The organism is Streptomyces sp. ISL-12, from assembly GCF_018614415.1.
GTDB lineage: Bacteria > Actinomycetota > Actinomycetes > Streptomycetales > Streptomycetaceae > Streptomyces.
Genome location: NZ_JAGGOO010000202.1, coordinates 1 through 12,478 on the forward strand (window position 1 = coordinate 1; position 12,478 = coordinate 12,478).

Here is a 12,478-nt window from a genome sequence, read left to right on the forward strand (position 1 = left end):
GTTCTGGTCTGGGCGTGGGGCCGGATCGGGGTCTTTGTCTGTCCGGGGGCCTGGACCGAGGTCTTCGTCCGTGCCGGGGACCGGACCGGTGCCGCGGTCGGTCCGGGGGCCGTGGGCCGTGTCTGGGTCCGTCCGGGGGACGTGGGCCCTGTCTGTGTCCGTCCGGGTGCCGGGGGCGGTGCGGTGCCCGCTGCCGGCGGCCGGGGGCGGTGCCGCCGTGTCGGGCGGGGCGGTGTAGGCCGTGGTGACGGGCTCCTGACGGGAGGGGCGGCGCCGGGTCACGAGACCGGCTCCGCCGTGTTGCCGCCCGGGTCGCGGGCGGGGACGACCGCGGGTGGTTCCGCGCGGGCGACGGCGTGGGGTTCCGGTTCCGGGAGGACCCGGGCACCGCCGGGCCGGCCGAGGCCGGCGGTCGCGTGCCGGGGCCGGTGGCGTTCGGTGACCGGGGGCGCGGGCTCGGTGTGCTCGGCGTGTCCGGTGCGGTCGGCGACTCGGGTGCCGTCGGCGTGTCCGGTGCGGTCGGCGACTCCGGTGCCGTCGGCGTGTCCGGTGGGCCCGGCGTGTCCGGTGCCGTCGGCCGTCGGCCGTGGTGTGAGCAGGTCCGCCACCTCCAGGACGTGGTGGCCGGCCATGGCCGGCAGACAGCTGCCGCGGGCCGGGCCGATCGCGCCGGCCCACTCCGCCGGGATCGCGGCGACCCCCCGCGCCGCCCCGGCCAGCGCGCCCGCGACCGCCGCCGTCGTGTCGGCGTCGCGCCCCATGTTGACGGCCATGAGCACCGCCTCCGCGAAGTCCCCGTCGGCCGCCGCGTACGCCCCGAAGGCGAGGGCGACCGCCTCCGGGGCCAGGTCGGTCCAGGGGTAGCCGCCGACGACCACCGCGGAGCGGACCGCGCGTTCGCCGCGGTGGGCCGCCGTCACCGCCCGGCGCAGCGAGCGCGCCGTCCAGGAGTCGTCGGGGACGACGGCCAGCGCGGAGGCCACCACCGCCACGGTCGGCGCCCCCGCCATCGCCGCCGCGACCCCGGCCGCCACCGCCTGGCCGCCGTAGATCCCCTCGCCGTCATGGCTGACCGAGCCGTCGACCGCCACCAGCCGGGCCGCCTCGGCGGGGCGTCCGGCCGCGAACACCCCGTAGGGCGCCGCGCGCATCGCGAGCCCGTCGCTCCAGGCGTGCCGGTGCTGGGCGGAGATGGGGGCGGCCAGTCCCCGGCGCAGGTTCTCCAGGGTGCCGCGTTCGCTGAACCCAGCGCCCCGGAAGGGGCCCTCGTCGCGGTCGGCGATCCACTCGTGCCAGGCCGCCTCCACATGGGCGGGCGTGAGCGCGGACCCGTGCCGGGCCAGCAGCAGCCCGGAGAAGATCGCGTACTCGGTGTCGTCGGTGCCGGCGGGGCGTTCGGCGACGTAACCGGTGATGCGGCCCCAGCGGGCGCGGATCTGCGAGGGCTTCATGTTCTCGGCCGGTGCCCCGAGCGCGTCGCCGACGGCCAGACCGAGCAGCGCGCCACGCGCCCGTTCACGGAGTGCGGTCCCTGCCATGCGGCCGGCTCCTCTCCCTGGGCCCCTCGGATTGCCTCGGGGACTTTGCGGAACTGTCCCCGGTGCGTGGCTCCCCGCAGCCTCATGAGCCCCAGCATCACCCGGTCGACATGTGTGCGGCCTGCGGCACGGATGAGCAATCAACGGTAAAACCGCAGGTTAGCCCAGCCTTTCCTTGCTGGCGGGGCAGGAATGACGGACGTACATTGGTGGTTGTCAAGAAGTGGACTTCGTCTAAAGAAGCCCGCCCGAGAAGCCCGAAGAAGCTGGTGGGGGACCCTCATGGCCATCATCGAAACCGAAGCGACCCTGCACGAGGCGCACCGCGACAACCACACCCACCGGGACGTCAACGGCGGCTGGCTGCGCCCCGCCGTCTTCGGTGCGATGGACGGCCTGGTCTCCAACCTCGCGCTCATGACCGGCGTGGCCGGCGGCACCGCCAGCCAGCACACCGTCGTGATCAGCGGCCTCGCCGGCCTGGCCGCCGGCGCCTTCTCCATGGCCGCCGGCGAGTACACCTCCGTCGCCTCCCAGCGCGAGCTGGTCGAGGCCGAGCTGGACGTCGAGCGCCGCGAGCTGCGCAGGCACCCGGCGGACGAGGAGGCCGAGCTGGCCGCCCTCTACGAGGGGCGCGGCGTCGACCCCGGCCTCGCCCGCGAGGTCGCCCGGCAGCTCTCCCGCGACCCCGAGCAGGCGCTGGAGATACACGCCCGCGAGGAGCTGGGCATCGACCCCTCCGACCTGCCGTCCCCGCTGGTCGCGGCCGTGTCCTCGTTCGGCTCCTTCGCCCTGGGCGCCCTGCTCCCCGTACTGCCCTACCTGCTCGGCGCGAGCGCGCTGTGGCCCGCGGTGGTGCTGGCGCTGGCCGGGTTGTTCCTCAGCGGCGCGGTGGTGGCCAAGGTGACCGCGCGGAGCTGGTGGTACAGCGGACTGCGGCAGCTCCTCCTGGGCGGCGCGGCGGCCGGTGTGACGTACGCCCTGGGAACATTGTTCGGAACGGCCGTAGGATGACCGGGCCCCAGACTTATGCGTTGGGCCGCATAAGTAGTCGGTTACACGTTGCTCAATGGTTTCGAGCGCATGACCACTGGGCATGAGCCGTAAGCGCTGTGGGCAAAGGTGCTCACGGCACATCCGCGGGATGGGTGACGAAGCCCGTTCCGCCCCTCGGTCCGACGGACATCGATCTGTTCCCGCCGGACCCCCACAGCTCCCGCCACCGGGTGTCGGTACCCCCGCTACGCACCCCCTGGCGTCCGCATGTTGGAACGGAATATCCGCTTTCCGAGAGCCGTTCCATCATGTAACCTGCACGAAATTTTGCGCTCACATTGAGCCGCGCAGAGGGCCAGCGTCGTCCCTCGGCACCTTTCGCACTTTGCCACTGACGACGACGGGAGAGCCGATGCGTACGCCGCGCCAGCCGTCCCAGCACTCCGAGAACGGCCGAAACTGGTCGTTCATGGATGCTCGCCCTGCTGCGCAGGGTATGTACGACCCCCGCAACGAGCACGACGCCTGTGGCGTCGGCTTCGTCGCCACTCTCACCGGCGAGGCGTCCCACACGCTGGTCGACCAGGCCCTCACCGTGCTGCGCAACCTGGAGCACCGCGGCGCCACCGGCTCCGAGCCCGACTCGGGCGACGGCGCGGGCATTCTCTCGCAGGTCCCGGACGCCTTCTTCCGCGAGGTGGCCGGATTCGAACTCCCCGAGGCCGGTCACTACGCCGTCGGCATCGCCTTCCTGCCGGAGCACGGCACGGACGACGCCGTCTCCCGCATCGAGGCGATCGCCGCCGAGGAGGGCCTGACCGTCCTCGGCTGGCGCGAGGTGCCGGTCGCCCCGCAGCTGCTGGGCGCCACCGCCCGCTCGACCATGCCGGTCTTCCGTCAGGTCTTCGTCGCCGACGGTCAGTCGCAGGGCATCGTCCTGGACCGCCGCGCCTTCGCGCTGCGCAAGCGCGCCGAGCGCGAGGCCGGCGTCTACTTCCCGTCGCTGTCCGCCCGGACGATCGTCTACAAGGGCATGCTCACCACGGGCCAGCTGGAGCCGTTCTTCCCGGACCTGTCCGACCGCCGCTTCGCCTCCGCGATCGCGCTCGTGCACTCCCGGTTCTCGACGAACACCTTCCCGTCCTGGCCGCTGGCCCACCCGTACCGCTTCGTCGCGCACAACGGCGAGATCAACACGGTCAAGGGCAACCGCAACTGGATGCGCGCCCGCGAGTCCCAGCTCGCCTCGGACGTCTTCGGCTCCTCGGCGGACCTGGAGCGCCTGTTCCCGATCTGTACGCCCGACGCCTCCGACTCCGCCTCCTTCGACGAGGTCCTGGAGCTGCTGCACCTGGGCGGGCGGTCGCTGCCGCACTCCGTGCTGATGATGATCCCGGAGGCGTGGGAGAACCACGACTCCATGGACCCGGCCCGCCGCGCGTTCTACGCGTTCCACTCCAACCTGATGGAGCCCTGGGACGGCCCGGCCTGCGTCACCTTCACCGACGGCACCCAGGTCGGCGCGGTCCTCGACCGCAACGGCCTGCGCCCCGGCCGCTACTGGGTCACCGACGACGGCCTCGTCGTCCTCGGCTCCGAGGTCGGCGTCCTCGACATCGACCCGGCGAAGGTCGTCCGCAAGGGCCGCCTCCAGCCCGGCCGGATGTTCCTGGTGGACACCGCCGAGCACCGCATCATCGAGGACGACGAGATCAAGGCGCAGCTCGCCGCCGAGAACCCGTACGCCGACTGGCTCCAGGCCGGTGAGATCGAGCTGGGCGACCTGCCCGAGCGCGAGCACATCGTCCACACCCACGCCTCGGTCACCCGCCGCCAGCAGACCTTCGGCTACACCGAGGAAGAGCTGCGCGTCATCCTCGCGCCGATGGCCAAGGCCGGCGCCGAGCCGATCGGCTCGATGGGCACCGACTCGCCGATCGCCGCGCTCTCCGACCGCCCCCGGCTGCTCTTCGACTACTTCACCCAGCTCTTCGCGCAGGTCACCAACCCGCCGCTGGACGCCATCCGCGAGGAACTGGTCACCTCCCTGCGCTCCGCGCTGGGCCCCCAGGGCAACCTCCTGGAGCCCTCGGCCGCGTCCTGCCGCTCCGTCGTGCTGCCCTTCCCGGTGATCGACAACGACGAGCTGGCCAAGCTCATCCACATCAACGCCGACGGCGACATGCCGGGCATGAAGGCCGCGACCCTCTCCGGTCTCTACCGGGTCTCCGGCGGCGGCGACGCGCTCGCCGCCCGCATCGAGGAGATCTGCGCCGAGGCCGACGCCGCCATCGGCAACGGCGCCCGCCTGATCGTCCTGTCCGACCGGCACTCCGACGCCGAGCACGCGCCGATCCCCTCGCTGCTGCTCACCGCCGCCGTCCACCACCACCTCATCCGCACCAAGCAGCGCACCCAGGTGGGCCTGCTGGTCGAGGCCGGCGACGTCCGCGAGGTCCACCACGTCGCCCTGCTCATCGGCTTCGGCGCCGCCGCGGTCAACCCGTACCTGGCCATGGAGTCCGTCGAGGACCTGGTCCGCGCGGGCACCTTCCTGCCCGGCATCGAGGCCGAGCAGGCCATCCGGAACCTGATCTACGCCCTCGGCAAGGGCGTCCTCAAGGTCATGTCCAAGATGGGCATCTCCACCGTCGCCTCCTACCGCGGCGCCCAGGTCTTCGAGGCCGTCGGGCTGGACCAGGCGTTCGTCGAGAAGTACTTCAACGGCACCGCCACCAAGATCGGCGGCGTCGGCATCGACGTCATCGCCCAGGAGGTCGCCGCCCGGCACGCCAAGGCGTACCCCGTCTCCGGCATCGCGCCGGCGCACCGCGCCCTCGACATCGGCGGCGAGTACCAGTGGCGCCGCGAGGGCGAGCCGCACCTGTTCGACCCGGAGACGGTCTTCCGCCTCCAGCACTCCACGCGCTCCGGCAAGTACGACATCTTCAAGAAGTACACCGAGCGCGTGAACGAGCAGTCCGAGCGGCTGATGACGCTGCGCGGCCTGTTCGGCTTCAAGTCGGACCGCCCCTCGATCCCGGTCGACGAGGTCGAGCCGGTCTCGGAGATCGTCAAGCGGTTCTCCACGGGCGCCATGTCGTACGGCTCCATCTCGCGCGAGGCCCACGAGACCCTCGCCATCGCCATGAACCAGCTGGGCGGCAAGTCCAACACCGGTGAGGGCGGCGAGGACCCGGAGCGCCTGTACGACCCGGCCCGCCGGTCCAGCATCAAGCAGGTCGCCTCCGGCCGCTTCGGCGTGACCAGCGAGTACCTGGTCAACTCCGACGACATCCAGATCAAGATGGCCCAGGGCGCCAAGCCCGGCGAGGGCGGCCAGCTGCCCGGCCACAAGGTCTACCCGTGGGTCGCCAAGACGCGTCACTCGACGCCGGGCGTGGGCCTGATCTCCCCGCCGCCGCACCACGACATCTACTCCATCGAGGACCTCGCCCAGCTCATCCACGACCTGAAGAACGCCAACCCCCAGGCGCGCATTCACGTCAAGCTGGTCTCCGAGGTCGGCGTCGGCACCGTCGCCGCCGGTGTGTCCAAGGCGCACGCGGACGTCGTGCTGATCTCCGGCCACGACGGCGGTACGGGTGCTTCTCCTCTGACGAGTCTCAAGCACGCGGGCGGCCCCTGGGAGCTCGGCCTGGCCGAGACCCAGCAGACCCTGCTGCTCAACGGCCTGCGCGACCGGATCGTCGTCCAGACCGACGGCCAGCTCAAGACCGGCCGCGACGTGGTCATCGCCGCGCTGCTCGGCGCCGAGGAGTTCGGTTTCGCCACCGCGCCGCTCGTCGTCTCCGGCTGCGTCATGATGCGCGTCTGCCACCTGGACACCTGCCCGGTCGGCATCGCCACCCAGAACCCGGTGCTGCGCGACCGGTTCTCCGGCAAGGCCGAGTACATCGTCAACTTCTTCAAGTTCATCGCCGAAGAGGTCCGCGAGATCCTCGCCGAGCTGGGCTTCCGCTCCATCGAGGAGGCCGTCGGCCACGCCGAGGCCCTCGACGTCACCCGCGCCATCAGCCACTGGAAGGCCCAGGGCCTGGACCTGGCGCCGCTGTTCCACGTGCCCGAGCTGCCCGAGGGCGCGGTGCGCCACCGCGTCGTCGAGCAGGACCACGGCCTGGAGAAGGCGCTCGACAACGAGCTGATCAAGCTCGCCGCCGACGCCCTGTCCGCCACCGGCGCCGCCGACGCGGCCCCGGTCCGCGCCCAGGTCGCCATCCGCAACATCAACCGCACGGTCGGCACCATGCTCGGCCACGAGGTGACCAAGAAGTTCGGCGGCGCGGGCCTGCCCGACGACACCATCGACATCACCTTCACCGGCTCCGCCGGCCAGTCCTTCGGCGCCTTCGTCCCGCGCGGCGTCACGCTGCGCCTGGAGGGCGACGCCAACGACTACGTCGGCAAGGGCCTGTCCGGCGGCCGGATCATCGTCCGCCCGGACCGCGGCGCCGACCACCTCGCCGAGTACAGCGTCATCGCCGGCAACACCATCGGCTACGGCGCCACCGGCGGCGAGATGTTCCTGCGCGGCAAGACCGGCGAGCGGTTCTGCGTCCGCAACTCCGGCGCGCTGGTCGTCTCCGAGGGCGTCGGCGACCACGGCTGCGAGTACATGACCGGCGGCCAGGCGGTCGTCCTCGGGGAGACCGGGCGAAACTTCGCGGCCGGCATGTCCGGCGGCACCGCCTACGTCATCGACCTCGACCGGGACAACGTCAACGCCGGCAACCTCGGCGCGATCGAGGCCCTGGACGACACCGACAAGGAATGGCTGCACGACGTGGTGCGCCGGCACGCCGAGGAGACCGGCTCCACGGTCGCGGGCAAGCTGCTCGCAGACTGGTCCGCGTCGGTCGAGCGGTTCAGCAAGATCATCCCCAGCACGTACAAGGCAGTGCTCGCCGCCAAGGACGCCGCCGAGCGAGACGGTCTCTCCGAGTCCGAGATCACCGAGAAGATGATGGAGGCGGCGACCAATGGCTGACCCCAAGGGCTTTCTGAACCACGGCCGCGAGGTCGCCACCTCCCGCCCGGTCGAGGAGCGTGTCAGGGACTTCAAGGAGGTCTACGTACCCGGCTCGCTGCTGCCCATCATCAGCAAGCAGGCCAGCCGGTGCATGGACTGCGGCATCCCGTTCTGCCACAACGGCTGTCCGCTCGGGAACCTGATCCCCGAGTGGAACGACTACGCCTACCGCGAGGACTGGTCCGCCGCCTCCGAGCGGCTGCACGCCACCAACAACTTCCCGGAGTTCACCGGCCGCCTGTGCCCGGCCCCGTGCGAGTCGGCGTGCGTGCTCGGCATCAACCAGCCGCCGGTCACCATCAAGAACGTCGAGGTCTCCATCATCGACAAGGCGTGGGACAGCGGCAGCGTCGCGCCGCAGGTCCCCGAGCGCCTGTCCGGCAAGACCGTCGCGGTGATCGGCTCGGGTCCGGCGGGACTCGCCGCCGCCCAGCAGCTCACCCGGGCCGGCCACACCGTCGCCGTCTACGAGCGAGCGGACCGCGTCGGGGGCCTCCTGCGGTACGGCATCCCCGAGTTCAAGATGGAGAAGCGGCACATCAACCGCCGTATCGAGCAGATGCGCGCGGAGGGCACCCGGTTCCGCACCGGCGTGGAGGTCGGCCGCGACATCCAGGCCGGCGACCTGAAGAAGCGCTACGACGCCGTCGTCCTCGCCGTCGGCGCCACCACCGCCCGCGACCTGCCGGTCCCCGGCCGCGAACTCAAGGGCGTGTACCAGGCGATGGAGTACCTGCCCCTGTCCAACAAGGTCCAGGAGGGCGACTACGTCACCTCCCCGATCTCCGCCGAGGGCAAGCACGTCGTCGTCATCGGCGGCGGCGACACCGGCGCCGACTGCGTGGGCACCGCCCACCGCCAGGGCGCCGCCTCCGTCACCCAGTTGGAGATCATGCCCCGGCCGGGCGACGAGCGGAACCCGGTCACCCAGCCCTGGCCGACCTTCCCCATGCTCTACAAGGTCACCTCGGCGCACGAGGAGGGCGGCGAGCGGGTCTACTCCGTCTCCACCACCCACTTCGAGGGCGACGAGGACGGCAACGTCCAGTGGCTGCACCTGACCGAGGTCGAGTTCGTCGACGGCAAGCTCACCCCGAAGCCGGGCACCGAGCGCAAGATCCCGGCCCAGCTGGTCACCCTCGCCATGGGCTTCACCGGCACCGACCGCGAGAACGGCCTGGTCGAGCAGTTCGGCCTGGAACTGGACCAGCGCGGCAACATCGCCCGCGACGCCGACTTCCAGACCAACGTCCCCGGTGTCTTCGTCGCCGGTGACGCCGGCCGCGGCCAGTCACTCATCGTCTGGGCGATCGCCGAGGGCCGCTCGGCCGCCAAGGGCGTCGACAGCTACCTGACCGGCGCCAGCGAACTGCCGGCCCCGATCCGCCCGACGGACCGCGCCCTGACGGTCTGACGCCCCACCAGGACTGTCCCGTACAACGGCGTACGGGTCACAGACGGCGCCCGCCCCCGTCCCCGACCGGACATGGGGCGGGCGCCGTCGCATGCTCTAGGGCACCTGGTACGTGTCCCCGTACACCTGCCACTCCAAAGGCGTCGCCAGCTCCAGGTTCCCGGCCTCCAGGAACCGCCGCTGGGCGGTGTCGACGCGGGTGGTGTCGCCGTCCCGGCTGTTGCGCAGGGCCTCGCGGCGCACGTCGAGGAAGGCGCTCAGGTACGTCTTCTCGTCGCCGCCCTCGGCCGGGGTCTCGGCCTGCCGCATGGCCTGCTCGCGCAGCCCGTAGAAGCCGTCCCGCTCGGTGTCCGGGCCGTGGAAGATGATCGCGTCGTAGTACACGTACTGGCCCAGCGTGGACAGCCCGTCCAGCTTGGCCAGGCGCACGGACGGCTCGAAGTAGACCCGGTCGCGCTCCTCCTCCTGCGCCTTCCGGAACGCCGGGACCTCGGCCTCCGCCCGCCAGGCGTCCGTGAAACCGGGGTCCAGGCCCTCATGGGAATCCGTGCCGTCGACCTCGCGCAGGGCGGGCAGATAGCGGGCGAGGCCGTTGCCGGGGTGGTCGTCGGTGTACCGCTCGACCAGGGTGAGCAGGTCGTGGGTGCCGGTGCAGAAACCGGCGATGCCCGCCGTGTACCCCTGCCCGTCGCCGAGGTCCTCGATGCTGCCGTAGAGGCTGCGCCAGTCCAGCGTGGAGTTGTCGGCGCTCGCCACGAGCCGCTGCGCCAGCTCCTTCTTGTCCGGGGCGGACAGCCCGGCCGGCAGGCCGGCGATCACCGCGTCGTCCTGCTCCCGCTCCCGCTCGGCCCGGTCCTTGGCCTCCTCGCGGGCCGACCCGGCGGTGGCCGCGGGCGGGCCGGGCACAGGCTCGTCGGAGTCGGCCGGCGCCAGGAAGAAGACCGCCGCCGTCGCCACCACGGGTACGGCCGCGAAGAACAGCACCCCGCGCCTCATGCCGTACCGCCGTTCGTCGGTGTGGCGGCCGCGGGCGTGGCCGTGGTGATCAGCAACCGGTGCCTCACGCCGCACCCCCGCCCGTCAGCGCCGCCACCCGGACCAGCACCGCCACCGCCAGCACCACCAGCAGCGCGGCGCACGCGCCCGCCTGGACCAGCGTCCGGCGTCCGTCCCGGGGCGCGTAGGCGAACGCCGCCGCCACCAGACCCCCGGCCACCAGACCGCCGAGGTGGCCCTGCCAGGAGGTGAGCCCGGCGGAGATCAGCAGCCACAGCAGCAGATACGCCATGAACCGGTTGACCGGCCCCATGTCGGCGCCGACCCGGCGGGCCAGCACGTAGTACGCCGCCCCCAGCCCGAAGATGCCGCCCGAGGCGCCCACCGACGTCTGCCCGGGGTCGGCCAGCAGCACCACCAGGACCGAACCGCCGAGCACCGCCAGCAGATAGAGCACGAGGTAGCGCAGGCGGCCGAGCATCGGCTCCACCACCCGGCCCAGCTGCCACAGCGCCACCATGTTCATCACGATGTGCAGCAGCCCGAACGTGCCCTCGGTCGGCTGCAGATGGAGGAAACCGCCGGTCAGCAGCCGCTCCCACTCGCCGGCCACGACGCCCTCGGCGTGGAAGCCGGACGGGTGGTCTGCCTGGTAGACGTAGAAGCCGTCGTCCGGCCCGGTCAGCCGCGCGGTCAGCACCGAGAACCGGTCCACGATCTCCGGTCGGACCACCTCGGCGACGTAGGCCAGCGCGTTGAGCGCGATCAGCGCGTACGTCACCACCGGCGTCGCCGTGACCCGGCCGCCGACGATGGTCCGGGCCTGGCGGACCGATCGCGCCCCCTCCCTCACGCACTCCGGGCACTGGTGGCCGACGGACGCCTCGCGCATGCAGTCCGGGCAGATGTACCGCTCGCAGCGGGTGCAGCGGACATGACACTCCACCGCCGGATGGCGGTAGCAGGTCGTGACGACGGGCTCGGACTCCAAGAGCCGGCTCCTCTGCGGTGGTGAGGGACGGGCGGCGGCGAACAAAATAGCGAACTCCTGTGGACGGGCTGAGAGCAGGGTCGGCCGGTGCCGTAACCTCGGCAGCCTGTGCCGTGGTGCGAGTGGGGGAGTCCGGATGGCCGCGATCAGCCTGAGCAAGGTCGAGGAGAGCGCGCCCGCGCTGGTCAGCCTCTACAAGAGCGCCGGTGCCTCACTGGGCAGACACGGACTGGACGGGCAGCGGGCCGCCGTCTACCTCGTCGTCGACTACTCCGGCTCCATGAAGCCGTACTACAAGGACGGCAGCGTGCAGGCGCTCTCCGACCGGGTGCTGTCGCTCTCCGCGCACGTCGACGACGACGGCACCGTGCCGGTCGTGTTCTTCTCGACCGACGTCGACGCGGTCACCGACATCGCGCTCGCCGACCACCAGGGCCGGATCGAGCGGATCGTGGCCGGCCTGGGCCACATGGGCAAGACCGCCTACCACCTGGCCATGGACGCCGTCATCGACCACTACCTCGACAGCGGCTCCACCGCCCCCGCCCTCGTCGTCTTCCAGACCGACGGCGGCCCCATCAACCGGCTCGCCGCCGAGCGCTACCTCTGCAAGGCCGCCCGGCTCCCCCTGTTCTGGCAGTTCATCGGCTTCGGCGACCGGGGCAGCAAGCAGTTCGACTACCTCCGCAGACTCGACGAACTGGCCGTCCCCGGCAAGCGCGTGGTCGACAACGCCGGCTTCTTCCACGCCGGACAGGACCCGCGCACGGTCTCCGACGCCGAGCTGTACGACCGTCTGGTGGGCGAGTTCCCCAAGTGGCTGGTGGAGGCGCGGGCCCGGGGGATCGTCACCGGGAGCTGACGCGCGCCGGGGCGCTCCGGCTCACGTATCGCACTCCAGCACCGTCCGGCACAGCCCGCACCGCGCCCGCACCCGGCCCCGCACCGGAACCCGGATGCGCTGGTGACAGGTCGGACAGGGGAACGAGACCCGCAGCGGGCCCCGGGCGTCCGGGGTGAACGCGTACGGCACACCGCCGCCCGCACCGCCGGACGGATGGTCCCGCGCGTGCCGCCGGTCCCGGGCGTAGCGGCGGCGGCCCGCCCAGCCGGCCGCCGTCAGCGGCGGCTGCCGCTCGTCCCTGCGGGCCCGCTCCCGGCCCTCCACGTACGCCGAGTACGCCTGCGGGCTGGTGAACCACACCGACGGGTCCTCACCGAACACCAGCGCCCGCTTGGCCAGCACGTACCCGAACTCCTCCGGCGTCAGGTACCCCAGCTTCTGCGAGGACGCCGCGTCCTCCCGGTACGCGTCCAGCAGCAGCCACCCCGCGCCCAGGTACGTCGTCACCGTGTCGGTCAGGATCTCGTTGTCCCGCGTGCCCGGGAACGACAGCCCCAGACGGTGCAGGTACACATGCGTCACCTCGTGCGCCAGCGCGGCGCCGATGTCCCGGCGGTGGGTGCGGAAACGGTCGTTCAGCTCGACGAAG

Annotated in this window: 8 protein-coding genes; 4 read left to right on the plus strand and 4 right to left on the minus strand. The window is 72.0% G+C overall.

The annotated features are described in order from the left end of the window. Positions 1 to 278: 278 nt before the first annotated feature. Positions 279 to 1,538: an ADP-ribosylglycohydrolase family protein gene (locus J7I94_RS37490; protein WP_251076323.1), complete on the minus strand. Its 1,260-nt coding sequence runs from the start codon at positions 1,536 to 1,538 to the stop codon at positions 279 to 281. Positions 1,539 to 1,820: 282 nt separating this feature from the next. Between J7I94_RS37490 and J7I94_RS37495 the strand changes: the two genes are divergently transcribed. The 3 genes from J7I94_RS37495 (at position 1,821) to J7I94_RS37505 (ending at position 8,998) form a co-directional block, all read left to right on the plus strand. Next, positions 1,821 to 2,552: a VIT1/CCC1 transporter family protein gene (locus tag J7I94_RS37495; RefSeq protein ID WP_215174791.1), complete on the plus strand. Its 732-nt coding sequence runs from the start codon at positions 1,821 to 1,823 to the stop codon at positions 2,550 to 2,552. Between the two features lie 394 nt (positions 2,553 to 2,946). Next, positions 2,947 to 7,542 (plus strand): glutamate synthase large subunit, encoded by a 4,596-nt coding sequence (gene gltB, locus J7I94_RS37500; protein ID WP_215174792.1) that lies wholly within the window; start codon positions 2,947 to 2,949, stop codon positions 7,540 to 7,542. After that, positions 7,535 to 8,998, plus strand: a complete 1,464-nt coding sequence (locus J7I94_RS37505; RefSeq protein ID WP_215174793.1) for a glutamate synthase subunit beta — start codon at positions 7,535 to 7,537, stop codon at positions 8,996 to 8,998. The genes gltB and J7I94_RS37505 overlap by 8 nt, the downstream gene beginning before the upstream one ends. Before the next feature lie 96 nt (positions 8,999 to 9,094). On the opposite strand, the gene J7I94_RS37510 is transcribed toward J7I94_RS37505, so the two are convergent. Then, on the minus strand, positions 9,095 to 9,994 hold the full coding sequence (locus J7I94_RS37510; RefSeq protein WP_215174794.1) for a chitosanase: 900 nt from the start codon (positions 9,992 to 9,994) through the stop codon (positions 9,095 to 9,097). A gap of 64 nt (positions 9,995 to 10,058) precedes the next feature. Continuing rightward, complete coding sequence (locus J7I94_RS37515; RefSeq protein ID WP_215174796.1) at positions 10,059 to 10,985, minus strand: rhomboid family intramembrane serine protease; 927 nt, start codon at positions 10,983 to 10,985, stop codon at positions 10,059 to 10,061. A 136-nt stretch (positions 10,986 to 11,121) separates the two neighbouring features. Between J7I94_RS37515 and J7I94_RS37520 the strand changes: the two genes are divergently transcribed. After that, the gene (locus J7I94_RS37520) at positions 11,122 to 11,847 is read left to right on the plus strand and encodes a VWA domain-containing protein (protein ID WP_215174798.1); all 726 of its coding nucleotides are present in this window, start codon (positions 11,122 to 11,124) and stop codon (positions 11,845 to 11,847) included. Positions 11,848 to 11,868: 21 nt separating this feature from the next. Here J7I94_RS37520 and J7I94_RS37525 read toward each other — a convergent pair. Next, the coding region (locus J7I94_RS37525) for a hypothetical protein (protein WP_215174800.1) at positions 11,869 to 12,478 on the minus strand (610 nt) is incomplete at its 5' end.

Bases quoted from the DNA above. Each gene is read 5' to 3' on its own strand.
- J7I94_RS37505 (WP_215174793.1), top strand. From the start codon at position 7,535: ATGGCTGACCCCAAGGGCTTTCTGAACCACGGCCGCGAGGTCGCCACC.
- J7I94_RS37520 (WP_215174798.1), top strand. From the start codon at position 11,122: ATGGCCGCGATCAGCCTGAGCAAGGTCGAGGAGAGCGCGCCCGCGCTG.
- J7I94_RS37490 (WP_251076323.1), bottom strand. From the start codon at position 1,538: ATGGCAGGGACCGCACTCCGTGAACGGGCGCGTGGCGCGCTGCTCGGT.
- J7I94_RS37495 (WP_215174791.1), top strand. From the start codon at position 1,821: ATGGCCATCATCGAAACCGAAGCGACCCTGCACGAGGCGCACCGCGAC.
- J7I94_RS37510 (WP_215174794.1), bottom strand. From the start codon at position 9,994: ATGAGGCGCGGGGTGCTGTTCTTCGCGGCCGTACCCGTGGTGGCGACG.
- gltB (WP_215174792.1), top strand. From the start codon at position 2,947: ATGCGTACGCCGCGCCAGCCGTCCCAGCACTCCGAGAACGGCCGAAAC.